Source organism: Halomicrococcus pelagicus, from assembly GCF_050954125.1.
This window is the reverse complement of the sequence record NZ_JBPBWC010000003.1, coordinates 236496-263252: the sequence shown is the minus strand read 5'-3', so window position 1 is coordinate 263252 and position 26757 is coordinate 236496. Positions and strand designations below refer to the sequence as shown.

The window sequence follows — 26757 nt, the reverse complement described above, 5'->3', positions numbered from 1 at the left end:
AATCCGCGCGAGCGCGCCTCGACGGACGGGCCGTTGGCTGGCGGCGAACGGTGACGCGAAGAATCGGCGACGGTAGTTACGCGACCAGTTTCTCTTCGCCGCGCTCGACCTTGATGCGGCACGGCGGAGAGATCTTGTTGTACGCGCGGCGGAACGCTTCCTTGACCTCGTCGGCGTCCTCGACCTCGCACCACGCGGTGAACAGGCGCTCGCCCGCTCCGATGCGCGCGGCGGTGCCGACGACCTTCCCGAACGACTGCCGCATCCCGTCGGAGACGCGGTCCGCACCCGCGCCGGTCGCCTGCTTGTTCTCCCGGATGACGTGGTGGGGGAACTTCCGCAGGATCATCTTGTAGTTCTCCTGTCCGAGCTCCTTGAGCAGGTGTCGGTTCGCCGACAGGCGCGAGGCCTCCATGGAACCGTGGCGGAGCTGACACTCCTCCTCGAGGACCAGCGAAATCTGGACGGGGTAGTCGTCCTCGTCGCTGTCCGTGTTGCCCATCTTGTGCTGTGCGATCTTCGAGCCGGGGATGCCCGTGATGTACTCGCGTCGCGTGTACGCGGGCTTGCTAATCTCCCGGTACATCGAGGCGGGTTTGTCCGACATGGTTACTACTGGGTTCTGAGGCCCAGAGTACGAATAAACCCTTCGAAGCGAGGCCAAGCGACGAGTGGCGCGGACCGTCTCGACGCGAGCGACCGCCGTCGACGACCGACCGGGCGCGAGACGGGGCGACGACCGTCGAGACGCGAAACGGAGGACGACCGTGCGGAGCGACGAACCATAGGAAGTCTCCGAAACCGCGGTGGTAGCTCCGGCCGGGCGCGTCGGACCGGACGGCGGTCACCGCACGAAGTCCGAGACGAACCGGTCGGGGAGGTAGTCCAGCGCGGGGTCGGGGAGTCGGGGGACCAGCCACTCCGTGACGTAGACGAGGCGCTTTCGGACGAGGGCGTAGACGCCGGAGACGGCGACGGCGGCGACGACGATCGTCTGGACGGGACCGTCGTGGAGCGCGGCCGCGGGGGCCGCCAGCACGAGCGCGAGCGCGAGGTCCTCCGGCGCGCCGTCGTACCGGACCCATCGACGGGGGGCGACCCACCGTCCGCGGAAGTGGTCGTACACCGCGCGGTCCGACTCGCCGAGCCACGGCTTCAGTTCGAGACCGCCGCCGAGGGCGTCCGAGGCGGAGTGGAGCGCTGCCGCGAGCAGGAAGACCGCGACGCCGACGCTCCACGCGCCGGGCGTCAGCGCGGCGACGCCGACTGCGACGAGCGCGGCCGCCGAGTAGTACACCGGGAAGTGAAGCGTCTTCCGGTGACCGGCGTAGAGGTCGAGGTCGGGGAACGCACCGCCGGCGAGCCCCGCCAGTACCGCCATCGGGGCGAACTCCGGAGCCACGAACAGGGCCACGCTCCCCAATAGCATGCCGGCGAGGGCGTGCGTCGTCACCATCATTGTAACACTCGATACGCAGCGTTCGTTAAAATCGCTGTCGGGTATAGACAATTGGTAACATAGTTCATTCTGTGCCGACTGCCCCCGCGTTCGGTCGGCTTTCGTTTGCAACGACTCGGGGGAATGGCCGTGCCCGGTTCAGAAGGCTTTTGATTTGTCACAGGCAAGGTTTTGCACGATGCCGAAAGACCTGAACTGGGCCATCGGCGGCGAAGCCGGCGATGGAATCGATTCGACCGGCAAAATCTTCGCGCAGGCTCTCTCGCGCGCGGGTCGACACGTCTTCACCTCCAAGGACTTCGCGTCCCGCATCCGAGGAGGGTACACCGCGTACAAGATTCGGTCCGCCACGGACCGAGTCGACAGCGTCGTCGACCGACTGGACATCCTCGTGGCGCTCACCGAGCGCACCATCGACGAGAACATGGACGAGCTCCACGAGGGGAGCGTCATCATCTACGACGGTGAGCGCACCGAGATGGAGGACCTCGAGGTTCCCGAGGGCATGATCGGCCTCTCGGTGCCGCTGAAGCGCCTCGCCGAGGAGGCCGGCGGCGCTATCATGCAGAACACCGTCGCACTGGGCGCGGCCTGCGAAGTGTCGAACTTCCCCATCGAGAATCTGGACAGCGCACTCGACAAGAAGTTCGGCGCGAAAGGTGAGTCCATCGTCGAGAACAACAAGGAGGCCGCCCGCAAGGGCCAGGAGTACGTCCAGGAGGAGTACGACCACGACTTCGACTACGACGTCGACACGACCGACAACGACTACGTCCTGCTGAACGGCGACGAGGCCATCGGCATGGGCGCCCTCGCCGCTGGCTGCCGGTTCTACTCGGGATACCCCATCACGCCCGCGACGGACGTGATGGAGTATCTCACGGGACGCATCGATAACTACGGCGGCACCGTGATGCAGGCCGAGGACGAACTGTCCGCCATCAACATGGCGCTCGGGGCGGCCCGTTCGGGCGCACGCGCGATGACGGCCACGTCCGGGCCGGGCATCGACCTGATGACCGAGACGTTCGGTCTCGTCGCGCAGAGCGAGACGCCGCTGGTCATCTGCGACGTGATGCGCTCCGGCCCCTCGACGGGGATGCCGACCAAGCAGGAGCAGGGCGACCTGAACATGACGCTGTACGGCGGGCACGGCGAGATACCGCGGTTCGTCGTCGCGCCGACCACCATCAGCGAGTGTTTCCACAAGACGGTCGAAGCGTTCAACCTCGCCGAAAAGTACCAGACGCCCGTCTTCCTGGTCTCGGACCTCGCGATGGCGGTCACCGAGCAGACGTTCTCGCCCGAGGAGTTCGACATGGACGAGGTCGAGATAGAGCGCGGCAAAATCGTCGACGAGGACGAGGTCGAGGCGTGGACCGACGAACAGGGTCGGTTCCAGCCGCACTTCCCGACTGCCGACGGCGTCAGTCCCCGGGCGCTCCCCGGCACGACCGACGGCGCGCACATGTCGACGGGCCTCGAACACAACGCGCTCGGTCGCCGGACCGAGGACACCGAGGTTCGCGTCGAGCAGGTCGACAAGCGCAACCGGAAGGTCGAGACCGCCCGCGAGAACGAGGACTGGGACTACCGCGAGTTCGGCGACGAGGACGCCGACAACCTCGTCATCTCGTGGGGGTCGAACGAGGGCGCGATGCGCGAGGCCCTCGACTTCCTCGAGGAGGACGGCGTCGACGTGCGGTTCATCTCGGTCCCGTACATCTTCCCGCGGCCGGACCTGAGCGACGAGATAGAGGCAGCGGACGAGACCATTGTCGTCGAGTGTAACGAGAGCGGACAGTTCGCCGACCTGCTCGAACACGACGCCCTTACGCGTCTCAAGCGCGTGAACAAGTACACCGGCGTCCGGTTCAAGGCCGACGAACTGGCGAACGAGATCAAGCAGACGCTCCAGCAGGAGGAGGTTACGACATGAGCTCCGAGGTACGATTCACCGACTTCAAGTCGGACAAACAGCCGACCTGGTGTCCCGGATGCGGCGACTTCGGGACGATGAACGGTATGATGAAAGCGCTCGCCCAGACGGGCAACGACCCTGACAACACGTTCGTGGTCGCGGGCATCGGATGTTCCGGCAAGATCGGGACGTTCATGCACTCCTACGCGCTCCACGGCGTCCACGGCCGGGCACTGCCGGTGGGCACGGGCGTCAAACTCGCCAACCCCGACCTCGAAGTGATGGTCGCGGGCGGCGACGGCGACGGGTACTCCATCGGTGCGGGCCACTTCGTCCACGCCGTCCGTCGGAACGTGGACATGAGCTACATCGTCATGGACAACCGCATCTACGGGCTGACCAAGGGGCAGGCCTCGCCGACCTCGCGCGAGGACTTCGAGACGAGCACGACCCCCGAGGGTCCCAAACAGCCCCCGGTCAACCCGCTCGCGCTCGCGCTGTCGGCCGGCGGCACGTTCATCGCCCAGTCGTTCTCGACGGACGCCCAGCGTCACGCCGAGATCGTCCAGAAGGCCATCGAACACGACGGCTTCGGCTTCGTGAACGTGTTCTCGCCGTGCGTCACCTTTAACGACGTCGACACCTACGACTACTGGCGCGACGCCATCGTCGACCTCGAAGACGAGGACCACGACCCAAGCGACTACGAGGCGGCGAAGGACAAGATTCTCGCCGGCGACAAGGAGTACCAGGGCGTCATCTACCAGGACGAGGACAGCGTCCCCTACTCGGAACTCCACGGTATCGAAGGCAACATGGCCGACATCCCGGACGGCGCGCCCGAGGACGCGACGGATCTCGTCCGCGAGTTCTACTGACCCCCTCGTCGTAGCCGATTTTCGCTTCGCATTCTTCGCTCACCACCCGCCGAGCGCCGGGAGCGCCTCGACCGCGCCGCCGCGTCGAACTGCGCTCCGGTTCGACCCTGCGGGACGGCGACCATCTGGCGTACTTCCGACACGTTCCGGGCGACGTTCGTCGTCGAACCGCGATGCAGAAGTCGGCCGCTACGGGCCGGGTTTTTCGACCAGCGCATCCCGACTAAATCCTACGCTCGGAGCGTTTGCGTCTGTTTTTTATGATATGACCGGTAACACCGTGTAGAGATGACTGCGGAAACACGCGACATCGTCGCCGGGGGCGAGGGAACTGCCGGACCGTTCGCGGCGGCGACGGTCGGCAGTGCGGACGACGTCGCCGCACGGAGGACACCAGGGGAGACGCTCGACCGGTACCGCCCGGTCGAGGGAGACGTATCGACGTTCAGCCGCACAGACGACGCCGGGGCGACGCGCGATGACTGACCGCTTCGACGTCGTCGTCGCCGGTGCCGGTCCGGCCGGTGCCCAGTGCGCGCGAGACCTGGCTCAGCGGGGCTACGACGTCGTCGTCCTCGAAGCCGAGTCCGAGGACGAGTTCCCGCGCCAGAGCAACAAGTCGACGGCCGGGACCTTCCCGTCGATGATGGGGTCGTTCGGGATTCCCGACGACGTGGTGATGAACTACACCGACGACGTCGTCCTCGAATCGCCGAACGAACACTTCGCCCGGAGTCAACCGGGTGCCGTCCTGGAGTTCGCCGACTTCAAGCGCTACCTGGTGTGGGACGGCCGCGAGGAGGGTGCGGAGTACTGGTTCGACGCTCGCGTCTCCAACCCCGTCACGGAGGACGGCGAGATAGTCGGCGTGCAGTACGGCGGTCAGCAGGAGGTGTACGCAGACGTCGTTGTCGACGCCACCGGACCGGCCGCACCGCTCGCGAAGAAGCTCGGCGTGACCGACCTCCAGCGCGAGAACCAGGCCATCGGCGTCGAGTACGAACTGGAGGGCATCGACATCGACGCCGACGGGTACGCCGACCTCACCGACGCGATGATGCTCCGACTCGACCACGAGCTCGCGCCGGGCGGGTACTCGTGGATATTCCACACCGGCGGCGACACCGCGAAGGTCGGCCTCTGTTACATCCAGAACGAGGCACACCGCGACTACGCCAGGGACGGGATGGGCATCGACGACTACCTCCAGCACTGGCTCGACACCGACCCCCGGTTCGAGAGCGCGGAGCGCATCGCGGGCAAGCAACACCGCGGGTCCGCCCACATCCAGATGCCGAGCGGGTTCAGCACCGACAACTTCATGGCAATCGGTGACACCGTCCCGACCATCGACCCGCTCTGGGGAGAGGGAATCCACACCTGCATGAAGTCGGGGCGAGCGGCGGCGGTGACCGCCGACCGGTGCTTCATGTCCAGCGACCGCGACACGTCGGCCGAGTCGCTGTCCATCTACGACGACCTCTGGCACGAGCGCGTCGCGCCGCAGATGCGAAAGCGATTGCTGATGACCCAGTTGCTGTATCTCGCGCCGAACGAACGGTACGACACGCTGATGCGCGACCTCGACCGGCTTCCGGACGGCGCGCTGAGCGACGCCAACTCCGGGAGCGTGCGGCCACTTCTGAAGCTTCTGCATCTGCAGGACGTCCCGCTGCTGGCGCGGTTCGCCAGGGAACGCCTCGGGAAGTAACGTCGGGAACCGGGGCCCGCCGGCGGGCGAACGCCGTCCACGGGCCGCTGGGACTTCGTCGGTCGCCGTGACCGCGCTACGCGAGGACGTTCGCCGCGAAGTAGAGACCGAACGCCAGCGAAATCACGCCCAGCAACTGGACCAGTCGTCGCCAGCGCTCCGACACCGGCGACGCGGTCCCGTACTCCCCTCGACCGTCGTGAGGGCGTCGGCCGGCGGTCTGTGCGCGAACGACGGCCTCGGGGTACGCGACGAGGACGAGACCGAGGCCGACGCCGAGGACGCCGGCGAGGAGGGTACGGAGGTCCATCAGTTGCGGAGGCGGTCGATGCGCTTCTCGACCGGCGGGTGAGACGCGAACAGGCGGGCGAGACCGCTCCCCTCGCCGAAGATGCACAGCGCGTTCACCTGCGCGTCCACCTCGCTCTCGCGGGCACGCTGGCTGCCGCTGCTTATCTTCTCCAGCGCGCTCGCCAGCGGTTCGCCGCCGCCTATCTCGTCGGCGGCGTCGCTGTCGGCGACGTACTCGCGGTAGCGCGAGATGGCGAACACGAACAGCATCACGAGCATCTGGGTCACCTGGCCGACGACGATGGCGAGGAAGAAGTCCGCGAGGTCGTTGTCGCCGGTCAGCAGCACGGCCCACTGGGCGACGATGGCGACGATGGAGGCGACGCCCTGTCCGAGCACCATCATCACTACGTCCCGATTGCGGACGTGGGCGAGTTCGTGTGCGAGGACGCCCTCCAGTTCGTCCGGGTCGAGCAACCGGAGCAGTTCCTCGCTCACGACGACGGTGCCGGCACCCTTGCGGCCGACGGCGAAGGCGTTCGGGACGCCCATCCGGGCGACCATCAGTCGCGGCTTGTCGATGCCCATGTCGTCGGCCAGCGACTCGACGCGGCGGTGAACGTCGGAGTACCGGTCCTCCGGCAACTCCTCGGCACCGACGCTGCGGAGCGCGGCCCACTTGCCGACCTTGTACTGGACGCCGACGAAGGCGACGCTACCGAGCAGTACCAGCGGGAGGGGCCAGCCGAACACGCCCATCACGACGACGGCGGCGACGGCGTAGAACGCGAACAGTACCGACCCCGTAATCGCCATGCGAGCTTTCAGACCGAAGTGGCGCATATCTGATTGTTTCGGCTCGCGACAGAAATAATCGGCGGTAGCGCGTCTCGACGCCGGACGCTACTCGTCGCCGCCGGTGCGAATCGCCCGTTCCGCGGCGGCCAGCGCCTCGTCGGCGTCGAACTCGGCGACGATGCGTTCGAGTTCGTCGTCCGGGGTGTCCGCGAGGTCCCGGGCGTGCTCGGTCATCCGCGGTATCGCGCGCACGACGTTGTCGATGACGGGAATCGCCGCGGCCCGGGGCGACCGCGACATGGGGTTGAGGTCGACGACGATCTCGGTCTTCCCCATCTCGGCGAGCGCGGCGGCCCGGTCGCCGTCCTCCAGCGGGACGAGCACCACGTCGGCGTCGCCGATGCCGTCCGCGTCCACCTTCGCGCGCTCGTGGTCGAGGCCCGGAATCCGGGCGTCCGCCGCGAGGCCCTTCACCTCCTCCGCGCCGTGGTCGCGGAGGTGGTCGGCGATGGCGTCCACGCGCTCGTCGGTCCGGTTGAACAGGTTGACCTCGACGTCGGCACCCGTAGCCTCGGCGAGTTCGACCATCTGCCCCGGGACGAGTGCCGCGACGTTGCCGTTGACCGAGAGGACGGCGTGGTCGGCCAGCAGCAACTGGGCGGCCGCCACCCGCTCGGCGTCGTCGGCGCTCGGCAGGGTGCGTTCGCCGAGCAGGTAGTCGAACGCCTCGCCCCGACCCTCCGCGATGAGACCCTGTTTGCTCGTGATACCCTTCTCGACGCCGTCCTCGATGCGGTGGCGCGTCCGCAGCGACTCGGCGCGAGGATGGTCGTCCGGAATCTCGGTCATGCGCGTTGCTCGGTGGCGTGGCGTCTAAAATTGGGTCGGTTCGGGACGGCGGGCTAGTCGACGAGCGTCGCGCCACAGTGGTCGACGTCGCTGACCGCGGCGTCGTAGCCCGCGTCCGTCAGCCCCGTGTCGAGCGCGAACACCGTCTCGCCGAGCATCGCCATCGACGCCCGGCCGCCCTCCGCCTCCACGTCCTCGATGACCGCCTGCACTTTGTCGCTGAGGAGGCCGGCGCGCTCGGCGAACTCGCGGGAGAGGCGCGTGAACGACGCCAGCGTCGGTTCGTTGACGAGTTCGACGAGTGCGTCCACGCCGGCCTCGGAGAGGCGAGCGGTGTTGCCCGAGAGCACTTCGGCGGTCGACCGGTCGCCCAGCGAGAGGTACTCCACGCGCCGCCGGGCCGACACGCCGTCGAGACGGTTGTACTCCGGCGCGCCCGGTTCGAGCCGAACGGGCACGCCGCCCCGGGCCTGCGCAACCACGTCGCCGAGTCCCGTGCCGGCCTCTATCTCCGCCACGTGGGCGACGGTGACCAGTTCGTTCTCCGAGCGCCCGCAGTCGAACGTCTCGTTGGCCGCGAGCGCGGTTCCGAGCGCGACCGCTCCGGAGACGCCGAAGCCGGCACCGACCGGGAGGTCGGTCGTCGCCGCGACGCGCGCCGTCACGTCCAGTTCGTCCAGCACGCGCCGACCGGCCTCGACGGACTGCCCGCCGTCGAGTTCGACGCGCGCCTCCGACGCCGGTTCGACGGTCACCGTCACGCCCTCCGACAGCGTCAGTCCCGCTCCGCGAGAGCCGGCCCGCTCTGGGTCGTCTGCCTCGTGACTGCTGAAGAAGCCGGTGACGTGTCCTGGCACGAACGCCCGGCCTTCCTCGTCGCTCATACTCCCCGCTTTCCGGCGACAGTGTATAACGCTTACAGTTCGCGGTCGCTGGCGGGGAGACGAGTCGGGGTGCGAGCGCCCCGTCGTCCTGTGCGCCCGAGACGGACGGCGCGTCCGGACGACGCCGAGGCGAGGACGACCGCCGCGGAGGACCACCTCGGCGCGAACGGACGAACTTATCCGCCGGCGCGGCGACGTTCCGACATGGACTGTCGGCGGTGTGGCACGGACATCGAACGCCCGGGCGACTACTGTCTGGCCTGCGACACCGCCAACTGCGACGCCGTCGTCGCGGTGTTCGACGACGACCGGGCGACGCTGACGATGCTGGACGACGAGGAGGTGGTCGGCGAGACGACCGTGACGACCGTCCCGGAGTCCGGCGAGGAGACCGGCACCGTCCAGTTGCGCAACTTCGCGGGCCGCGTGGCCGACGAGATACGGCGCAAACGCCCCGAGACGGTGTACGCGGCCGGCGCTCGCGCGCCGCTCCGGGAGACGCGCGCGCAGTTGCACCACAAGTTCTACCGCGTCGGCGACGACGGCGCCGTCGAGGAGGTGCTGTCGCGCCGCGGCGACCGCTCGCTGGAGGTGGTCGAGACCAACCCGCTGGAGAAACTCGGGGGGTCACACTCGACGTTAATCGGCGACCGCGACGGGATGTCGGCGGTACAGGCCGCCGCCCAGCATCCGCACGTCAAGAAAATCATCCCCGGTCCGATCAGCGCGGGCGGGTCGAGTTCGCCCTCCGGCCTCCGGGCGAAGGCCACCCGTGCCGACGAGAACGGCAACGTCCGCCTGCTGCTGCGGGACGGCTCCAGCGTCCAGGAGAACCGCGTCGTCACCACCGCGATGGACCGCGAGCGCGGCGAGCGCGTCCGCGAGGACCTGAACGAGGCGCTCGCCGAAGCCGGGTTCCAGTGACCACCGAACCGCCCGACGTCGCCGACGTCCCCTGCACCTGAAGCCCCAACCTTCTTGGGCGGCGCTGTAATTAGATATAATTACACCCATGGTCACCCACTACGACGCCGCCCTGGCAGCGATTCCCGCCCTCTCCGGGGGTGGCTTCGTCGCCGGACAGTTCACACAGCTACCGCTGGCGATAGCGGGACTCGTGGCGTCGCTTCTGGTCATCGGCTACGAGCTCGTGAACGCGCCGACCGACGAGTGACGGGAACTCAAAGGGTTTATCTGTCCTCTGGAGCAATTCTTCGGTACTATGGCCCAGAACAGGAAGAGCCGAACCGGCAGCGCCGGACGGTTCGGGGCGCGATACGGTCGCGTCGCGCGCAAGCGCGTCGCCGAGATAGAGTCAGACATGCACGACGACCACACCTGTCCGGACTGCGGTAACGATACCGTCGACCGGCAGGGGACCGGCATCTGGCAGTGCGGCAAGTGCGGCTACAAGTACGCCGGCGGCACGTACCGCCCGGAGACGCCCGCCGGTCGGACCGTCAAACGCTCCATCCGCGCCGCCCTCGCCGAGGAAGAATGAGCTACAAGTGTTCCCGTTGCAAGCGCGACGTGGAACTGGACGAGTACGGGGGAGTTCGCTGTCCGTACTGCGGTCACCGCGTCCTGCTGAAAGAGCGCAGCCGCGACATCAAGGAAGTCAACGTCCGGTAGCGTGCACGACGCCGTCCTCGAGTTCGATTACGACGCCGACGCTCACGCGACCACTGTTCTCCGAAGCGTCGAGCGCGAAATCGGTGAGATAGACGGCGACCGTTCGCGGACCACTATCTCGCGCGACGACGCCACCGTCGTCGTCCGCGTCGAGGCCGACGACCTGGTCGCTCTCCGCGCCGCGCTGAACACCTGGCAGACGCTGGTCGGTGTCGCCGAGGAGTGCATCGAACTCGGCGACGCGGCGCGCCGCGCCGGCTACTGACCCGCCTCCGACAGGGCGACCCACCCGCAGACCAGCGCGCCAACCCCGTCAACCGCCGCTATCAGCGCCGCCGTCGCGGAGAACGACTCCGACCACACGCCCCCGACCGCGCGGACGTGGTCGGGATTGGGGACGGCGAAGTGGACGAAGAGACCGAACGCCAGCGACGCCACCAGCGACAGCGCGACCACGGCCGCGCCCGCCACGTCGTCACCCAGACGGGCGAACGCGACCCCGGCCACCGGAGCGAGCACGACCACAAGCGCGACGAACGCCCACTGGCCGGACGAGAGGGCGACCGGCACCGCAGCGTGGACCGCACCGTGAGCGAGATTGACGAGGAGGTGAACGGCGACGACGCCCGCGAGCGTCACGCGCCGCGTCATGCGTACTCGTCGCCGTCGTCGGCCAGCGTTCCGTCTACGCGCCGCATCTCGACCACCATGTACGGGCGTTGACACCGGTCGAACGTACCGCTTCTGCCGCAGTGCTCCGGCCGGTTCTTAAGGGACCGAGCGTCGAGCGCGAAGCGCCCGGCCGCGACCATCGACCCGGGGAGAGCGAATCTCCGCGGCCCCGTCGGAGCGCCGGCGCGAGACGTCCGCCGGCGGCCGATTCTCCCGCCGCCGGTCGCCCCCTGGACCACCGGCCACGACTAAAAGCGGGGCTTTTTCTGTCCGGGCCACGAGATTGGAGGTATGCAGGGTAATCTTCCGCCGGAAGCCCAGGAGAAGCTCGAAGAACTGCAGGATCTGCAGGACACCGCACAGCAGGTCGCCGTCCAGAAGAACCAGGCCGAGACCCAGCTGAACGAGGCCCAGACCGCGCTGGACGAGCTCGACGACATCGACGAGGACACGACGATGTACCGCGAGGTCGGCGAGCTGTTCGTCAAGACCGACTACGACGAGGCCCAGGAGAACCTCGACGAGAAGGTCGACAGCCTGGAGATTCGCGTCGAGACGCTGGAGAAGCAGGAAGAGCGCGTCCAGGAGCAGTTCGAGTCGCTCCAGAGCGAGCTCCAGAACATGCTCGGCGGCGCTGGCGGTCCGGGCGGCCCGGGCGGTCCGGGCGGCGCTGGCGGCGCGTAAGCGATGGTCGACGACGAGACGGTCGTCCAGACAGCGGCCGAAGCAGCCGAAGGCGTCATATTTTCGCGCTACAGGCAGTCGGACGTCACCGACTTCGACGTGACCGTCACCTTCGAGGACGGCGTCCTCGACGTGGACGTGTACGTCAACGCGCCGGAGGCCGACGCGGACGAGGCGACGGTCGCCGACGACGCCGCGCTGGCGGCCCGCGCCGCGGTGGACGACCTCTTCGCGGACGAAGAGGCGTAATCTCCACCGCAGGTCGAACGGTCGGCGCGGACCGTCGCACGAGTCCACGTTCTCACGCACGTCACCGTTCGCCAGCCGCGGGTTCGCCGAGGAGACGGCGGACCCGGAGTCCGACCTACGTCTCCGCGCCGGCGCGGCCGAACAGGTCCTCCGGATCGTACTCGTCGGCGACCGCCCGCAGGCGCTCGGCGTTCTCGCCGTAGGCGACGTGCTCCGAGTCCTCGCCGAACCCGGGGAAGTTGACGTACAGGCCGCTGGCGGCGGAGCGGTCGCGCATCGCGTCGACGCTGTCCCGCACCCACTCCACGGCGGCCGCCGTCTTCCGCGGGTCGTCCCAGTTCGCCTCGAAGTTGAGGAGGTACGGCGCGTCGCGGTCGGTGTACGCCGTCTCGGTCTCGCCGACGTCCGCTATCGCGCCGCCGAGGTGCCAGAGGTCGACCGTCGACAGCAGGGCGGGACAGGCTTCGGCCGTCTCGACGATACCGGCGATGGCGTCGTTGTCCAGGTCGCGCAGGTACAGCGACTTCCAGTAGTAGAACCGGCCGTGCGGGTAGTCCTCGTCGAGCATCGACTGGAGTTCGAGGTACGGCATCGTCCCGCTGAAGTCCGCGATGGGGTCCGCGAACTCCCGGAGCGGCCGGAGCGCCTCCGTTCCCTCCTCGGGGTCGTCCGCGTAACAGCCGAAGAAGACGACCGCCGGGTCGCCCCACGACGACTCTGGCAACTCCTCCATCTCGGGCACCCAGGCGTAGAACGGGAGGACGCTCACCGCTCGCGGTGCGTCGGCGGCGAACTCCCGGAAGAACGCCAGGGCCTCCTCGGCCCGCTCGCCGCGGTGCCAGACGAAGCAGGTGGCCACCTCGGGACCGACCGGGTGACAGTCGAACTCGAAGCTCGTGACGACGCCGAGTTCGGCGCCGCCGCCGCGGAGCGCCCAGAATAGGTCCGCGTTCTCGTCGGCGCTCGCCCGGACGAACGCGCCGTCGGCCGTCACCACGTCCGCCGAGACGAGGTTGTCACAGCTCAGGCCGTGCTTCCGGCGGAGGTGACCCATCCCGCCGCCGAGGGTCAGCCCCGCGACGCCCGTGTCGGAGACGACGCCGCCGGGCACCGCGAGGCCGAACGCCTGCGTCTCGCGGTCGACGTCCCCCCACGTCGCCCCCGCGCCGACCTGGACGCGCCGGGCGTCGGGGTCCACGCGCACCCAGTCCATCGGCGACAGGTCGACGACGAGGCCGCCGTCGACCGTCGCGGCGCCGGCGACCCCGTGCCCGCCGCCCCGGACCGCAATCGGAAGGTCGTGCTCGCGCGCGAACGCGACCGCCCGGCGCACGTCCGCGACGCCCGCACAGCGCGCGACCATCGCCGGCCAGCGGTTGACCATCCCGTTCCACACGCGACGCGCCTGGTCGTAGGCGTCGTCGTCGGGCGTGACGAGGTCGCCCGCGAGGTCGGTCGCCAGTTCCGTCACTACCGGTTCGGAGAGTGCTGATTCCATGTTCCCCCACCGAGGCGGGCTACGCCGGGCGCGACGATAATCGTTCTCCCGGACCTATCCGGAGTGGGCGAGGAGGAAGACGAGGACGCTGATGGCGGTGACGGCGAGGATGACCGCGCCGGCGAGCGCGCCGCCCATGGCCATGACGGCGTTGGCGTGGCTGGCCAGCGTCTCGGTGCGGTCGTTGCCGAACACCGTCACCTCGGCGCGCTCGCTCTCCATGCCGGCTTCGACCGGTTCGAGGTCGGCTTCGGCCTCGTCGACGAGCCGCTCGACGAGCGCGACGAGGTCGTCCTGGTCGATGGCCTCGCCGACCTGGTTCGACGCCTCCACCTGGTTGACGACGTGGGTATCGGTCGTCATCACCTCGACCGCGTCCACGTCGACGCTCGCCCGGAGCGCGTCCACGATGCGCTCGCGGAGGCCGGGTTCCATGTTGTTCCCGTCCACGAGCACGTAGACGGTCCGCTGGTCGGCCACGTCGAGCACGGCCACGCGAACGCCGAGCGGTCCGATGCCGTCGAGCGGTTCCCACTCGGTCGCGTCCCACGCGACGCCGAGTTCCAGCGTGCCCGACGCGGCGTCGTCGAGTCGCGTGGCGGCCTCACCCGCGGCCTGTAGCATGTCGAACGAGCGCTCGCTACCGGGATAGACGTGGCCGAGGTCCTCGCCCTCCAGGCCGTCGTTGCAGTTGTGCGCGTCGACGAGCATCACGTCGTCGAGGCCGTTCGAGCGCGCCTCCGCGGCCGCCGAGAGGCCGACTGCGTACTCCACGTCGTCGGCGCACTTCGGCGAGTAGGTGGCGACGAGCAGGGCGTCGTCGCCGAACGCCTGGCCGAGCATCTTCGCGTCGCCGGACCGGGTGCGGACGCTCGCCGTCGCCGTGTCGGTGTACTCGATGCGGTCGTGGGCCGCGGCGGCGGTGTCGAGGATGGTGTCCACCTCGCGCTCGGTGACGAGGTTGAAGTCGTGGCCCGCGGTGGCGTGCGGGACGAAGGCGAGTCCCTCGGCCTCGGTCGCCACGCGGTGGGGCAGGTTGCCGCCGCCGATCTCGCCCATCGGCCCGGGGTGAATCATCGGCAGGACGAACCGTGCCTTCTCGGTCCCGTCCGGGCGGCGAAAGGAGAGGTCCGTCACCGGGACGAGGGCCTGCTCGCCGATCTGCTCGAAGAAGTCCTCCAGTTCCCGGGTTCCCTCGGCAACGTGGCCGATGAACCCGCGGAGGAAGTCGAGGACGCTGACGCCGAGGCTCCGCCGCCACGGTCGGTCGAGGACGACGAGGAAGCCGTACACGCCGAGCGCGTAGAGGCCGCTGACGACCGCGAGCACGAGGAAGTCCCGCGGGCGGACGACCGACGAAATCTCCGGGGGTGCCTGGTCGGGCCGGGAGAGCACGTCCTGGATGAGTGGACGCGAGAGCGCGTTCTGGACGAGCGGGCCGCCGATTTCGAGCAGGCGAATCGTCTCGCTGTAGACGAAGAAGAGCACGGCGGCCGTCCCGGTCTGGATGCCCGCCGGTATCGTCGAGACGAGGAACGACGTCCGGGAGACGGCCATGACGACTAGCAGGCGCAGTGCGAACACGGACGAGAGGCCGACGATGAGCGCGTCGAAGACGAACTGCTGGCCGAGAGGGGTGAGCGCGGATATCATCCCCGCGACGCTGAGCACGGCGACCACGACCACCTCGCAGGTGAGCGCGAGCAGCGACGCCCGGTTGTAGGTCAACTGCCCGCCGAGGCGGCGGTCGACGGGCGTTGTGAGGACGCTCGCCACGACGGTCGGCACGCCGATGAAGAAGACCCCCTCCCACGCGTCCTGGAGGACGTAGTTCGAGTCGAACGCCCCGACGCCGGTGACGGCGGCGATGAGCAGCGCGAACGTGACGCTGGCGTACCACCGCGGCGCACTGAAGATGTACCGCGAGAGGCTCGCCAGGTCACTCTGGGTCGCTGTCATTGTCGAAAAGGAACGCCCGGAGGAGTTAAAATATGCTACTCGCGGACGGAGACCGTTCCGTCTCGTCGGACCGTCTGGCGATTTCGCGCGCGACCGCCGAACCGGTCGTCGCTCGCTACGTCGCGGTCGTTCGCGGGGTCCCGGGGGCGAAACGTGACCGAAATCCGAACGTTTTTCGAGGCGAGACGAGTCGCTGGACCACGATGACGGACGAGCGGACGACGGGAGCGGAGACGGAACGGGAGTGGACCGCCGCGCAGGTCCGCGAGCGCGCCGAGTCGTACTTCGGTGACGTCGCGCCGGCCCACGACTGGCACCACGTCCGGCGCGTCGCGCGCCTGGCGGAGACGCTGGCCGGGAAGACCGACCGCGAGGTCGACGAGCGCGTCCTCCTCGCGGCGGCGTGGCTCCACGACGTGGGGCGCGCGAGGGAGGACCGCGGCGAGATTGCGGACCACGCCGAGTGGGGTGCGCGGGAAGCCGGGCGCATCCTCGCGGACCTCGGGGCCGACCCCGACGCCGTCTCGGCGGCGAAACACTGCGTCCGGGCGCACCGCTACTCGAACGACGTGGAACCGGAGACGCCGGAGGCCGAACTGCTCTGTGACGCCGACAACCTCGACGCGCTCGGCGCGGTCGGAATCGCGCGCTGTTTCTGCTACGGCGGCGAACGCGGCCAACCGCTACACGACCCCGACCTGCCCGTGGAGGCGGACGACACCGAGGCGGGCGCGACCCAGCTAAACCACGTGCAGAAGAAGGTGCTGTCGCTGCACGAGCGGATGTACACGGACGCGGGCCGCGAGATGGCCGAGGACCGCCGGGCGTACGTCGCGGAGTTCGTCGAACGGTTCGAACGAGAGGTCGCGGGCGACGCCTGAGGCCGCGGGGTCAGACGTTCGGGTCGGCGTGCTCACGCACCCAGGCTTCGAGTTCGTCGCCGGTCACGTCCATGCCCTGACGCTGGAAGAACGCGGCGACATTGGCGCAGTCGCGCGTGAGGAAGTCGCCGCTGTTGGGGTGGTGGAGCGTCACCGCCTGTCCGAGGTCGATGATACAGAGTTCGCCGTCGTGGACGATGATGTTGTACTCGCTCAGGTCGCCGTGGACGAGGCCGGCGTCGTAGAGGCGACGCATGTACTCGCGGACGACCTCGTAGGCCGTCTCGGGATTCTCCAGGTGGGCGTCGTCCAGGGTCGGCGCGCGCTCGCCGTCGTTGCCGAGAAACTCCATGACGAGCACGTTGCGCTGGACGGCGATGGGTTCGGGGACGCGGACGCCCGCCCTCGCCGCGCGCTTGAGGTTGGCGAACTCCTTGCGGACCCACGCGAGCACGACGCGCTTCTTGTTGCCCGACAGCTCTTCGAACCGGGGGTCGCCGACGAGGTACTCGCGCATGTCCTGGAAGTCGCTGGCGTTGATGCGGTATATCTTCACCGCGACCTCCTCACGTTCGTCGTCGGCGAGCGCGTTGTAGACGGTCGCTTCCTTGCCTGAGGAGATGGGGCCGCCGAACGCCCGGACGTAGCCGTCCTGGACGAGTTTGTAGAGGGCGGCGAGCGTGGCGTCGTCGAAGACCGACTGCTCGACTTTGAACTGCTCGGTGTCCTTGATGCGTTCGCGGAACTCGGAGAACTCGCGGTCGCGCTGCCGGGCGATGCGGTCGGCCTCCGTGTCGGTGACGTCTATCTCCTCCCACTCGTCGCCGGGGGCGTCCGCGTTCTCCTGGTCGAGCAGGCCGTACTCCTCACTCATCTAGCACGGGGTATGCGAGGGAGCCGTAAAAGGATGGTCCGTCGCCGCGAATGGCGTCGTCTCGTTCGGCGACGCGCGGTCAGCGCGATTCGCGGTGGAGGATCTCCTCGACGCCGCGGCGCGGCAGTCGCTCCGGTTCCTCGCCGCCGCTCGGTCCGACGGAGAGCAGGACGACCGGAATCTCGTCGTCGGGCAGGCCGAGGAACTCCGCGATGCCCTCCTGGTCGAAGCCGATCATGGGCGTCGCCTTCAGTCCCCGGGCGTGGGCGGACAGCAGGAGGTTCTGGGCGGCGAGGCTGGCGTTGCGGATGGCGTAGTCGCGGCCCATCCGCTCGTCCTCGTACATCTCGACCGACTGCGCCTTCGTCTGCTCGGCGGCCGCCTCGTCCATCCGGCCGGCTTCCTCCCACTCGTCGAAGACGCGGTCGGCGGTCTTCGCCTCGGTGTGACCGACGACGAGGATGGCGGTGCCGGCCTCCCGGACGTGCTCCTGGCCGTACGCGAGGTCGACGACCTCGTCCAGACGGTCGTCGTCCTGCACGACGACGAACTCCCACGGCTGGAGGTTGTACGACGACGGCGCGAGCGCGGCGTCGCGAATCAGCGATTCCAGCGTCTCGTCGTCCAGTTCGGCGTCGGGGTCGAAGTTGTGTCCCGAACGACGCGTCCGCAGCGCCTCGATGGCGTCGGGGAACTTGGCGTCGTGCGCCACGTCGGACTCGCCGGTGGGTATCTGCTGAGACATCGTGTCCGAACGAAGGGGTCGGAGGGATAACGGGGACTCGGAAACGGCCGAACTCTCCGATTGGGGTCTGCTAGCCGCCCGCTAATATCGGATAGTCGAGAGAAGCATCATGCAGGCTCGGGGCGAGGAGACACGCTCCCGGACGAACGGTGACGGAGCGACGAAACGGCGTTACTGGATGTGGCCCTCTTCCCGAAGCTGGTCGGCTTCCTGCTTGTCGTAGCGCCACTTGATGTCGGCCTTCTCGTCCTGCCAGTCCCACGGCTCCACGAGCACCACGTCGTCCTCGCGAATCCAGATGCGCTTCTGCATCTTGCCGGGAATCCGGGCGGTACGTTCCTGACCGTCGGCACAGCGCACTTTGACGCGGTTCGCGCCGAGCATGTTCGTTACAGTTGCAAACACCTCGTCGTCCTCCGGCATGCGAAGGTTCTTGCGTCCGCTGTTGTCGCTCATGGTTCACGATTGGGCAGGCACACCTTTAAATCCGCTGTCCCGCCCGCGCATCGAGGGTGCTCCGCTCGCTACCCGACTTCGAGTTCGCAGAAGGAGAGGTTCCAGCCGTCGGGGGCCGAGAGCCGGTGGCCGTTCACGACCCAGTCGTCGACGTCGCGGTCGGTCAGCGGACGCGCGCTGAACCAGTAGGTCGCGGCGAGCCGCGAGAGCGGGAACCGGTCGGTCGCGACGAAGCCGTGCGAGGCGAGCACGGACCGCGGGAGCGTCGTGCCCGCGGCGGCGACGAGGTCCGCGTCCGCGCGGTCCGCGAGGACGCGCCCGAGCAGGGCCGACAGGCGCTCGTCCCGGCGGTCGTCGCCGACCGGCGGTAGCGCGTCGGAGACGTGGACGACGTCGGCCGGGACGTCGCGCTGTTCGCCGACGACGAGGGCGGCGACGGGCGCGCCGTTTTGCCGCAGGACGTACGTCGAGTAGTCGTACCGCGGATTCCGGAACCGCCAGCGGAGGAACGGTTCGTCCCGGACGGCGGTCGCGGCCGGGGCCGTCCGACGCGACGCGACCGACGCGAGCAGCGCCGGCGGCGCGCCGGAGTGGCGCTCCACGCGACCCTCGGTCGTCGCGCCGGCGAAGTGGTCGCGGGCCGCGAGGTAGCGCCGGACGCCCGGCCGGAGCGCGCCGGCGACCCGCCCCGCGACGCGTCCCAGCGGCGTCGACCCGTCTGCGTCGACCAGCGCGGTCGGGTCCTGGATTCGGTAGTACTCGGTGAACGGTGCGACGACGCCCTCGTCGAGCGAGAGTTCGTCGGCGAGCTTTTCCAGCCCGCGTTTCACCGCCTCGTTCGGGAACCCGACGACGACCGAGGGGTCCCGGGAGCGGTAGTGGTCGTAGACGTCGGCCGCCAGCCGGGTGAATAGCCCCTGCCGGCGGTGGTCGGGGTGGACCATCGGGTCGACCTGCACGAGCGCCAGTTCCCGCCGGCCGGCGACCGAGAGCGGGACCGGCAGGCTCGGTCGCGCGCCGACGATACGTCCCTCGCGTTCGGCGACCCAGATCGGGACCGACGGAAGGTAGGGATTGTCGGCGAACTTCCAGTCGAACCACGCCTCCCCGCCCCGGGCGTCGCCGAACACCGTCTCGTACAGCGAGAGCACGCCCTCGCGGTCGTCGGGGTCGTACTGGCGAATCGTGTACGCGTCGTCCGCCGTCCGGGAGCGCTCCGGGGTCGTTCGGTCAGCCATCGTCGCGAGTTCGCCGACGCACCGATTAAAGCGGCGCGACCGTTCGGTAAGTCACGGACGGCGCAACCCGGTTAACGTCGGTCAACGACCGCCAACCCCGGCGTTGGGGTCCTCCTGCGACGCGATACGCTCGCCGTGGACCCGCGACGGCGAGCGCTCAGGTCCACGTTACGCTTCGAAGGGCAGTCCTGACCCCTTCGAGTCGGGCGATAGCGGTCGACTGCCGACCGAGAGCCCCCGTTACGGACGTTCTACGACCGTGAACTGTTACCGCGCTTTTTTCGCGCGCGCGTCGGCGTGGCGGGCATGGAATCAACTGCGTTTTCGGCGAGGGCCCGGTCGGGCAACGTCGGGCGGCTGTACGACGAGACGGCCGGAACACATCCCGGACGGCTCGCGCTGGAGATGGACGGCGTCGCGTACTCGCACGCGGAACTGCGCGACCGCTCGGCGCGGTTCGCCGGCGGGCTTCGCGACCTCGGCCTGCGACCGGGCGACCGCGTCGGGATACTGCTGCCGAACAGTCCGGAGTTCGTCGTCGCCGCGCTCGGCGCGGTCAAGGCCGGGACGCCGTTCACGCCGCTGAACCCGCAGTTCAGTCCGCGGGAGGTCGCCTACCGCGTCGGGGACGCCGACGCCGCCGCGCTGGTCGTCCACGAGTCGCTGCTCGGGACGGCCGAGACCGCCATCGACGCCGTCGAGACCGACCCCGCGGTCGTCGTCCGCGGGAGCGCCGACGGGGCGACGCCGTTCGACGACGCGGTGCGCTTCGCGGACGTGGACGGCGACCCCACGGTCGTCGACCGGGCAGACGACGACGTCGCCATGCAGCCGTACACCAGCGGCACGACCGGCGAGCCGAAGGGCGTCCTGCTCACCCACCGGAACCTGCGAGCGCAGTCGTTCGTCGGGTTCGAGCGCACGGCGCTCGACGCCGAGGAGGAGCGGTTCCTCTCCGTGCTCCCGCTGTCGCACATCGCGGGCTTCGTCAACCGGACGTGGCAGCCGCTGGTCCGCGGGGCCTCGGTGTACCTCCAGGACCCAGAGGAGTGGGACCCCGAAGCCGCCATGGCGACCATCGAGTCCGAGTCCATCACGAAGTTCGGCGCCGTCGCCGCGATGTACGTCGACATCATCAACCACGACGAGTTCGGCGAGTACGACCTGTCGAGCCTGCAGGAGGTGATGGAAGGAGGTACGGACATGCCGGGCGCGGTCCAGGAGCGCTTCGAGACGGAGGCCGGGGTCGACCTGTTCGAGGCGTACGGCCTCACCGAGACCGGCGGCGGCACGCACGCCGGCATCAACGCGACGTTCGGCCCGCGCCCGGGGACCATCGGCCAGCCGTTCCGGGCGACCGATTGCAAGGTCGTCGACGAGGACGGCGAGGAGGTGCCGCCGGGCGAGTCCGGCGAACTGCTCGTCCGCGGTCCGCACGTCATGGCGGGCTACCACGAGCGCCCCGAGGAGACCGCGGCCGCGTTCACCGACGACGGCTACTTCCGGACCGGCGACGTGGTCCGCCGGGACGAGGACAACTACTACGAGGTGCTCGGCCGCAAGTCTGACGTCATCCTCACCGCCGGGTACAACGTCTATCCACGGGAGGTCGAGGAGGTACTGTACGACCATCCGGCCGTCGAGGACGCCAGCGTCGTCGGCGTCCCGGACGAGCGCCGGGGCGAGACGGTGAAGGCCTTCGTCGTCACGGCCGACGGCGCGGACCCCGACGCGGCCGAGATACGGGACCACTGCCTGAAGAACGCGGCCCCCTACAAGCACCCCCGCGAAGTCGAGTTCGTTCGGCGGCTCCCCCGGACGACGAGCGGGAAGGTCAGGCGGTTCGAACTGGTGAGCCAGGACGACTAGCAGCGGTCGACGCCGGCGACCCGCCCCCGCGCCGGATTTATATTTCGGAGGACCGTACTCCGATACGTGAGCGAGCGAACGAGTGCGCTGGACGCGCTGGTGTTCGGCGTCGACGTACAGAGCGGGGACGTGCGGGGTGACGCTCCTTCCTACGCGCTCGTCGTCTACGACGGGGAACGACTCGACCGCGACGTGGTCTCCTACCGGAAGCTCCGGCGGCTCATCGAGGACGAGCAGCCGGCGCTCGTGGCCACGGACAACATGTACGAACTCGCGTCGGACAAGGACGCCCTCGTCCACTTCCTCCGCGAGCTACCGGACGGCACGGGGCTCGTGCAGGTGACCGGCGACGAGCGTCCGGAACCGCTCTCGCGGGTCGCCTCGCGGCACGGCGTCCCCTACGGCAAGGACCCGATGGAGGAGGCCGAGGCGGCGGCGCGGCTGGCCGCGATGAACGTCGGCCAGGAGGTGTCGGCGTTCACCGACACGACCGAGGTGAAGGTCGCCCGCGGACGCTCGACCGGCAAGGGCGGCTGGAGCGAGGACCGCTACACGCGCCGCATCCACGGCTCCGTCAAGGAGACGACGCGGGACGTCGAGTCCGAACTCGACGGCGCCGGCCTCGACTACGAGCGCGACGTGACCGAGAAGTACGGCGGCTTCGCCAACGCGGTGTTCGAGGTCGAGGCGCGCCCGGAGGACATCCCCGTCTCCGCCCGGCGTAACGGCGACGTCCGGGTCGAGATAGAGCGCCTGCGACGCGACGGCATCGAGTTCGAACCGCTCGTCAAGCGCCGCGACCACGTCGTCGTCGGCATCGACCCCGGGACGACGACGGCGGTGGCGCTCGCGGACCTCGACGGCGCGCTGCTCGACGTGTTGAGCACGCGGACGGCCGACACCGCCGAGGTCATCGAGTGGATAATCGAACGGGGCCGACCCGTCGTCGTCGCGGCGGACGTGACGCCGATGCCGGAGACGGTCGAGAAGATACGGCGGAGCTTCGACGCCGCCGGTTGGACGCCCGAGAAGGACCTCCCGGTCGACGAGAAGCAGCACCGGACGCGCGAGCAGAGCTACGACAACGACCACGAGCGCGACGCGATGGCGGCCGCGCTGTTCGCCTTCGACGACCGCGAGGACCAGTTCGACCGCATCACCGAGAAGGTGCCCGCCGGCGTCTCCCGCGGCGAGGTTATCGCGCGCGTCGTCGCCGGCGAGGAGAGCGTCGAGACGGCCCTGACCGACCTGACCGAGGACGACGGCGACGAGGAGGAGGAGACGACCGAGCACACGGTCCGCGAACTCTCCGAGGAGGAGAAACGCATCAAGCAACTTGAGTCGCAGGTCGAACGACTCAAGTCGCACGTCTCGGACCTCGAGGCGACGGTCTCCGAGAAGGACGACCGCATCGCCGAACTGGAGGACGAACTCACGGAGGCGCGCCGCGAAGAACGCCGGGACGCCCGCGAACGCCGTCAGGTGTCGCGGCTCGAACGCGAGACCGACCGCCTGGAGCGCGAACTCGACGAGCGCGACGAGCGCATCGAGGAACTGGAGGACAAGTTCGCCCGGCTCAAACAGCTCTGGAAGCTCGACCACTCGAACTTCAGCGACGTCGCCGCCGAGAAGAAGGACCTCATTCCCGTCAAGCCGGTCCGGAAGTTCACGAAGGACGCCATCCGGGAGGCCCACGAGAACTACGGGCTGGCGGAGGACGACGTGGTCTACCTGCGGGACGCCAGCGGCGCGGGACGCTCGACCGCCGAACGACTCGCGGAGGTGAACCCCCGCGTCGTGCTGAAGGAGGGCGGCATCTCCGACGTGGCCGACGACGTCCTCTTCGACCACGGGATTCCGGTCGGGCCGGCCGACGACGTGACGATGCAGGAAGTCGACGAACTCGCCGTCGCCCGCGAGAGCGAGGTGGAGGCGGTCGTCGACGACTGGCACGACCGCGCCGAACAGCGCCGCATAGAGCAGAAGTCCGAACAGCTCGACCGCCTCATCAGCGAGCACCGCGCCGACCGCCAGTACGACCGCGGCAGTTCGAGCACCTGACCGGGAACGCGCCGAGAGCGGAGAGCTACGTCGTGATGCTCCGCACGAGCGTCAGCGTCGTCCCGGCGGCCCAGACGACCACCCCGACGATGGCGATCCCGAGGCCGCCGTACACCAGCCCGTATCCGGATTCCGTCGCGCAGGTCGCCACGTCACTCGCCGACTCGACGGCCGCACACCCCCCAGACGGGACCGTCGCCGCCGCGCCGACGAACAGCAACAGGCCGACCACCACCAGCCAGAGGCCGACGCGCGTCGCGTTCATGTCCCCACCTTTTCGCGCCGGGGAACTTGTTCGTTCCGGGCACGGCTGACGGACGTCAGACGCGCTCCGGGCCGACGGCGACCCGCCGCGCCCGCTCACGCTGAAGTGACTGGCCGTCCACGATACGGGTATGGCCACGGAACTCGCGGACGGCTGCTGGTGGCTCGACCTCGGGAACGTGAACTGCTATCTCGCGGACGACGACGGGTCGCTGACGCTCGTCGACGCCGGCACGCCGTTCGACTACGGGAGAATCGCGACCGGCGTCCGCGACGCGGGCTACGACGTCGCCGACGTCGACCGCGTGCTGGTCACCCACTACGACTTCGACCACGTCGGCGCGCTCGCCCGCCTCGTCGACCTCGACGCGCCGGTGTACGTCGGCGCGGCGGACGCGCCGCTGCTGTCGGGCGACCGACGCCCGGACTGGCACAACCACAAGGGCGCGCTCCAGCGGGTCACCCGACCGCTGCTGTCCGCGCCAGACCTCCCCGTGCGAACGGTCGAGGACGGCGACGCGGTCGGGAGCTTCACCGCCTACCACACCCCGGGGCATTCGCCGGGTCACGTCGTCTACGTCAGCGAAGCCCTCGACGCGGCGTTCCTCGGCGACCTCGTCCGGGAGGACGGAGGGGAACTCGCGGCCTCGCCATGGCTGATGAGCTACGACACCGCCGCGGTGCGAGACAGCGTCCGGTCGCTCGCAGAGCGCGCCCCGTCGTTCGCGGTCGCCGCGATGGGCCACGGCGTCCCGTTCGTCCGCGACGGCAGCGACCGACTGCGCGAACTGGCCGCGACGCTGTGACGCCGGACCGCTCGACCCGAACAGTTATGCCGGTCGCCGTCCGAGGGCGGACATGGAGAACGTTCGACAGAAACTGATCTCGCTGTTCTTCGTCCTGCTGATGGTCGGGTCGGGGCTCGCGTACGCCGTGACCCTGTTCTGACTACTCGACGTCCCACACGTCCGCCATCGGGCTGTTCTCGCGGTCCCGTGAGCCGCCGGAGTCGTCCGTCCCCGCCGACCCGCCGCCGCGGGACCGACCTCGCCGCGACCGTCCCGCGTGCCCGCTCGCTCCGGCGCCGGCGTCCGCGGGGTCGAACGCGGGCAGGTCCGGGCGCTCCATACAGTCGACCTGGTCGGCGAACCAGTCGGGCATGTCCGAGCGTGCCCGGTCGAACAGCTGGAGCAGGCTGGAGTCGGCGAGGTAGGTCGCGCCGAAGTCGTCGGGCGAGCGCACGACGCGACCGCAGGCCTGGATGACGGTCCGGAGCGCGGAGCGGTAATACCACGCCCACTGGCCCTGTTCGAGGCGATGGGCGACCCGAGAGTCGCCGGTGTTGGCGAACGGCGCTTTGCAGAGCACCTGCCAGCGCGCGAGGTCGCCGTGCAGGTCCAGCGCCTCCTCCATCTTCACCGAGAGGAACACGTCCGGGTCGTCGGTCGCCTTCCACGCTTCGAGGTCGGCGTCGCGGCTCTCCCGGTCGTGCGCGCGCACCCGGTCGCCGACGCCGAACTCGGCGAGGCTGTCGACGAGTCGCTCCTGGATGGCGTAGGAGTGGGCGTGGACGATGCCCTTCTCGTCCGGATGGGCCTGCATGATGCGGACGAGCGTCCGGGCGATGGCCGGCAGGGTGTCGTCGCGGTGCTCGTAGGTCATCTTCCCCTGGGTCACGTCGTACAGCGGCCGGTTCTCGACGGGGAACGTGTGGCCGACGTCGACGAGCGCGACGTCATCGGGGTCGAGGCCGACCTGTCGGCAGAACGCCGCCTTGTTCAGGATGGTCGCCGACAGGAGCGCGAACCGGTTCCCGCGGTCCCAGACGGTGTGGGCGAGGTAGCGCTCGGGGTTCATCGGCTTGATGGTGAGCGGGCCGCCCGTTCCGTCGGACTGGTCGACGACCCACTCGGTCGCGCTGTCGGGGTCGCGGTAGTCGGAGACGAACCAGTCGAGTTCCGAGATGAGTTCCTGCAGGCGGTCCCGGCGGGCGGCCTCCGCGGGGGAGAGCTCCTGCTTCGCCAGCAGGTCATCCTTCTCGCGCTCGCAGACGTTCGAGAGGCGCTCGGCGTACCGCACCGCGCGGTCGATGCTCTCGACCGCGGGCACGTCGACGTCGTCCCAGATGGGGACGGTTCGGGGGTTCAGTTCGATGGCGGCGTACATCTCCGCCCACTCCGCGAGGCCGTGCGCCTCGTCGACGACGACGACGTCGCGCTTGCGGAACACCTCCGACCCCGCGGTGCGCATGAAGTACGCCAGCGTCATCGCCGCTATCTCGCGGTTGCTGGCGATGGCGCGGTCGGAGAAGTACGGGCAGCGATGCTTCACCGAGCAGTCGTACCCCTTCTCGCGGGCGCAGGGTGCGCGGTCCACGGGGGTGTCTTTCTCGCCCGGCAGGATGCAGGAGTAGTTGCGCTTGCCCCGGATTATCTTCAGGTCGTCGAGCAGGGCGTCGGCCGCCACGTCGTCCAGCTGGGAGACCTGCGGCGTGGTGTAGTACGCTCCCGTCGCGTCGCTCGGCGCGGCGTCGTCCGGCCGGCGAGCGCACCCCGCGATGGCCCGCGCGAGCAGCGACTTGCCGCTCCCGGTCGGCGCTCGCACCAGCACCACGTCGTTGCCGGCCTCGAACGCGTCCCGCACGTCGGCGAGGGCGTCGCGCTGGTTGCCCCGGTAGGAGGGCGCGGGAAACTCCTCGAAAATCCGCTCGGGGTTCACGATTCACCCGACGAAAGCCGGGGCGTAAAACCTGCCGGTCCGGGTTCACGACCGCCGACATGACAGAAATCATATGCCGAAGGCGAAGGTACGTCCGGATGGCGAGGGTCGCTGCCATGGACGACTCCTGCCTCGAACCCCTCCCTCGCCGTCCTGGTTTCCCTCA

The 26757-nt window shown here is 69.1% G+C and carries 31 protein-coding genes; 15 read left to right on the top strand and 16 right to left on the bottom strand.

Annotated features, from left to right (window positions below; genetic code table 11):
- Positions 1-76: 76 nt before the first annotated feature.
- Positions 77-607 carry a 50S ribosomal protein L16 gene (locus tag ACRYA2_RS09010; RefSeq protein ID WP_433626716.1) on the bottom strand — a complete coding sequence of 177 codons (531 nt, stop codon included), beginning with the start codon at positions 605-607 and terminating at the stop codon, positions 77-79.
- A 237-nt stretch (positions 608-844) separates the two neighbouring features.
- Positions 845-1459, bottom strand: a complete 615-nt coding sequence (locus tag ACRYA2_RS09005; RefSeq protein WP_433626713.1) for a metal-dependent hydrolase — start codon at positions 1457-1459, stop codon at positions 845-847.
- A gap of 178 nt (positions 1460-1637) precedes the next feature.
- On the opposite strand from ACRYA2_RS09005, the gene ACRYA2_RS09000 reads away from it, so the two are divergent.
- The 4 genes from ACRYA2_RS09000 to ACRYA2_RS08985 all read left to right on the top strand — a co-directional run bounded on the left by ACRYA2_RS09000 (position 1638) and on the right by ACRYA2_RS08985 (position 5969).
- A complete protein-coding gene (locus ACRYA2_RS09000; RefSeq protein ID WP_433626711.1) occupies positions 1638-3398 on the top strand; it encodes a 2-oxoacid:acceptor oxidoreductase subunit alpha in 1761 nt (586 codons plus the stop codon).
- Positions 3395-4258 carry a 2-oxoacid:ferredoxin oxidoreductase subunit beta gene (locus ACRYA2_RS08995; RefSeq protein WP_433626708.1) on the top strand — a complete coding sequence of 288 codons (864 nt, stop codon included), beginning with the start codon at positions 3395-3397 and terminating at the stop codon, positions 4256-4258. Before ACRYA2_RS09000 ends, ACRYA2_RS08995 begins: the two co-directional genes overlap by 4 nt.
- Before the next feature lie 288 nt (positions 4259-4546).
- Complete coding sequence (locus tag ACRYA2_RS08990; protein ID WP_433626705.1) at positions 4547-4744, top strand: hypothetical protein; 198 nt, start codon at positions 4547-4549, stop codon at positions 4742-4744.
- Positions 4737-5969, top strand: a complete 1233-nt coding sequence (locus ACRYA2_RS08985) for a digeranylgeranylglycerophospholipid reductase (RefSeq protein ID WP_433626702.1) — start codon at positions 4737-4739, stop codon at positions 5967-5969. The genes ACRYA2_RS08990 and ACRYA2_RS08985 overlap by 8 nt, the downstream gene beginning before the upstream one ends.
- A 76-nt stretch (positions 5970-6045) precedes the next feature.
- On the opposite strand, the gene ACRYA2_RS08980 is transcribed toward ACRYA2_RS08985, so the two are convergent.
- From ACRYA2_RS08980 to ACRYA2_RS08965, 4 genes are all read right to left on the bottom strand, one after another.
- Entirely contained in the window at positions 6046-6279 is a 234-nt protein-coding gene (locus ACRYA2_RS08980) for a DUF6199 family natural product biosynthesis protein (protein ID WP_433626699.1), read from the bottom strand.
- Entirely contained in the window at positions 6279-7076 is a 798-nt protein-coding gene (locus ACRYA2_RS08975; RefSeq protein WP_433626697.1) for a M48 family metallopeptidase, read from the bottom strand. The genes ACRYA2_RS08980 and ACRYA2_RS08975 overlap by 1 nt, the downstream gene beginning before the upstream one ends.
- Positions 7077-7163: 87 nt before the next feature.
- Positions 7164-7907 (bottom strand): 4-phosphopantoate--beta-alanine ligase, encoded by a 744-nt coding sequence (locus tag ACRYA2_RS08970; protein WP_433626694.1) that lies wholly within the window; start codon positions 7905-7907, stop codon positions 7164-7166.
- A gap of 53 nt (positions 7908-7960) precedes the next feature.
- Positions 7961-8791: a pantoate kinase gene (locus ACRYA2_RS08965; RefSeq protein ID WP_433626692.1), complete on the bottom strand. Its 831-nt coding sequence runs from the start codon at positions 8789-8791 to the stop codon at positions 7961-7963.
- 204 nt (positions 8792-8995) lie between these two features.
- Here ACRYA2_RS08965 and ACRYA2_RS08960 point away from each other — a divergent pair, with 204 nt between their 5' ends.
- The 5 genes from ACRYA2_RS08960 to ACRYA2_RS08940 all read left to right on the top strand — a co-directional run bounded on the left by ACRYA2_RS08960 (position 8996) and on the right by ACRYA2_RS08940 (position 10688).
- Positions 8996-9715 (top strand): DUF2103 domain-containing protein, encoded by a 720-nt coding sequence (locus ACRYA2_RS08960; RefSeq protein ID WP_433627116.1) that lies wholly within the window; start codon positions 8996-8998, stop codon positions 9713-9715.
- 88 nt (positions 9716-9803) lie between these two features.
- Positions 9804-9965 carry a DUF8015 family protein gene (locus ACRYA2_RS08955; protein ID WP_433626690.1) on the top strand — a complete coding sequence of 54 codons (162 nt, stop codon included), beginning with the start codon at positions 9804-9806 and terminating at the stop codon, positions 9963-9965.
- Between the two features lie 48 nt (positions 9966-10013).
- Positions 10014-10292 carry a 50S ribosomal protein L37ae gene (locus ACRYA2_RS08950; protein ID WP_113274909.1) on the top strand — a complete coding sequence of 93 codons (279 nt, stop codon included), beginning with the start codon at positions 10014-10016 and terminating at the stop codon, positions 10290-10292.
- On the top strand, positions 10289-10423 hold the full coding sequence (locus ACRYA2_RS08945) for a DNA-directed RNA polymerase subunit P (protein ID WP_113274908.1): 135 nt from the start codon (positions 10289-10291) through the stop codon (positions 10421-10423). The genes ACRYA2_RS08950 and ACRYA2_RS08945 overlap by 4 nt, the downstream gene beginning before the upstream one ends.
- Position 10424: 1 nt before the next feature.
- Entirely contained in the window at positions 10425-10688 is a 264-nt protein-coding gene (locus ACRYA2_RS08940; RefSeq protein ID WP_433626687.1) for a KEOPS complex subunit Pcc1, read from the top strand.
- Here ACRYA2_RS08940 and ACRYA2_RS08935 read toward each other — a convergent pair.
- Both ACRYA2_RS08935 and ACRYA2_RS08930 read right to left on the bottom strand, forming a co-directional pair.
- Positions 10682-11074, bottom strand: a complete 393-nt coding sequence (locus ACRYA2_RS08935) for a hypothetical protein (RefSeq protein ID WP_433626684.1) — start codon at positions 11072-11074, stop codon at positions 10682-10684. The genes ACRYA2_RS08940 and ACRYA2_RS08935 overlap by 7 nt on opposite strands.
- Positions 11071-11235 (bottom strand): hypothetical protein, encoded by a 165-nt coding sequence (locus tag ACRYA2_RS08930; protein ID WP_433626681.1) that lies wholly within the window; start codon positions 11233-11235, stop codon positions 11071-11073. The genes ACRYA2_RS08935 and ACRYA2_RS08930 overlap by 4 nt, the downstream gene beginning before the upstream one ends.
- Before the next feature lie 151 nt (positions 11236-11386).
- Between ACRYA2_RS08930 and ACRYA2_RS08925 the strand changes: the two genes are divergently transcribed.
- Both ACRYA2_RS08925 and ACRYA2_RS08920 read left to right on the top strand, forming a co-directional pair.
- Complete coding sequence (locus tag ACRYA2_RS08925; protein ID WP_113274905.1) at positions 11387-11779, top strand: prefoldin subunit beta; 393 nt, start codon at positions 11387-11389, stop codon at positions 11777-11779.
- 3 nt (positions 11780-11782) lie between these two features.
- Positions 11783-12028, top strand: coding sequence for a DUF3194 domain-containing protein (locus tag ACRYA2_RS08920; protein ID WP_433626678.1), 246 nt, complete (start codon positions 11783-11785; stop codon positions 12026-12028).
- A gap of 115 nt (positions 12029-12143) precedes the next feature.
- Here ACRYA2_RS08920 and ACRYA2_RS08915 read toward each other — a convergent pair whose 3' ends face one another.
- Positions 12144-13526 carry an FAD-binding oxidoreductase gene (locus tag ACRYA2_RS08915; protein WP_433626675.1) on the bottom strand — a complete coding sequence of 461 codons (1383 nt, stop codon included), beginning with the start codon at positions 13524-13526 and terminating at the stop codon, positions 12144-12146.
- Between the two features lie 54 nt (positions 13527-13580).
- Positions 13581-15485 carry a DUF2070 family protein gene (locus ACRYA2_RS08910; protein ID WP_433626673.1) on the bottom strand — a complete coding sequence of 635 codons (1905 nt, stop codon included), beginning with the start codon at positions 15483-15485 and terminating at the stop codon, positions 13581-13583.
- Positions 15486-15688: 203 nt separating this feature from the next.
- On the opposite strand from ACRYA2_RS08910, the gene ACRYA2_RS08905 reads away from it, so the two are divergent.
- On the top strand, positions 15689-16366 hold the full coding sequence (locus ACRYA2_RS08905) for an HD domain-containing protein (protein WP_433627113.1): 678 nt from the start codon (positions 15689-15691) through the stop codon (positions 16364-16366).
- 10 nt (positions 16367-16376) lie between these two features.
- On the opposite strand, the gene rio1 is transcribed toward ACRYA2_RS08905, so the two are convergent.
- The 4 genes from rio1 to ACRYA2_RS08885 all read right to left on the bottom strand — a co-directional run bounded on the left by rio1 (position 16377) and on the right by ACRYA2_RS08885 (position 19679).
- Positions 16377-17240, bottom strand: coding sequence for a serine/threonine-protein kinase Rio1 (gene rio1, locus ACRYA2_RS08900; RefSeq protein WP_433626670.1), 864 nt, complete (start codon positions 17238-17240; stop codon positions 16377-16379).
- Positions 17241-17319: 79 nt separating this feature from the next.
- Positions 17320-17985 (bottom strand): nitroreductase family protein, encoded by a 666-nt coding sequence (locus tag ACRYA2_RS08895; RefSeq protein WP_433626668.1) that lies wholly within the window; start codon positions 17983-17985, stop codon positions 17320-17322.
- Between the two features lie 171 nt (positions 17986-18156).
- On the bottom strand, positions 18157-18441 hold the full coding sequence (gene eif1A, locus ACRYA2_RS08890) for a translation initiation factor eIF-1A (protein WP_113274899.1): 285 nt from the start codon (positions 18439-18441) through the stop codon (positions 18157-18159).
- A gap of 68 nt (positions 18442-18509) precedes the next feature.
- Positions 18510-19679, bottom strand: coding sequence for a GNAT family N-acetyltransferase (locus tag ACRYA2_RS08885; RefSeq protein WP_433626665.1), 1170 nt, complete (start codon positions 19677-19679; stop codon positions 18510-18512).
- A 306-nt stretch (positions 19680-19985) separates the two neighbouring features.
- On the opposite strand from ACRYA2_RS08885, the gene ACRYA2_RS08880 reads away from it, so the two are divergent.
- Entirely contained in the window at positions 19986-21548 is a 1563-nt protein-coding gene (locus tag ACRYA2_RS08880) for a class I adenylate-forming enzyme family protein (protein WP_433626663.1), read from the top strand.
- A 66-nt stretch (positions 21549-21614) separates the two neighbouring features.
- A complete protein-coding gene (locus ACRYA2_RS08875) occupies positions 21615-23609 on the top strand; it encodes a DUF460 domain-containing protein (RefSeq protein ID WP_433626661.1) in 1995 nt (664 codons plus the stop codon).
- Positions 23610-23634: 25 nt separating this feature from the next.
- On the opposite strand, the gene ACRYA2_RS08870 is transcribed toward ACRYA2_RS08875, so the two are convergent.
- A complete protein-coding gene (locus ACRYA2_RS08870) occupies positions 23635-23874 on the bottom strand; it encodes a hypothetical protein (RefSeq protein ID WP_433626658.1) in 240 nt (79 codons plus the stop codon).
- A 130-nt stretch (positions 23875-24004) separates the two neighbouring features.
- Between ACRYA2_RS08870 and ACRYA2_RS08865 the strand changes: the two genes are divergently transcribed.
- The gene (locus tag ACRYA2_RS08865; protein WP_433626656.1) at positions 24005-24679 is read left to right on the top strand and encodes an MBL fold metallo-hydrolase; all 675 of its coding nucleotides are present in this window, start codon (positions 24005-24007) and stop codon (positions 24677-24679) included.
- Positions 24680-24821: 142 nt separating this feature from the next.
- Here ACRYA2_RS08865 and ACRYA2_RS08860 read toward each other — a convergent pair whose 3' ends face one another.
- The gene (locus ACRYA2_RS08860; RefSeq protein WP_433626654.1) at positions 24822-26591 is read right to left on the bottom strand and encodes a helicase C-terminal domain-containing protein; all 1770 of its coding nucleotides are present in this window, start codon (positions 26589-26591) and stop codon (positions 24822-24824) included.
- Positions 26592-26757: the final 166 nt, after the last annotated feature.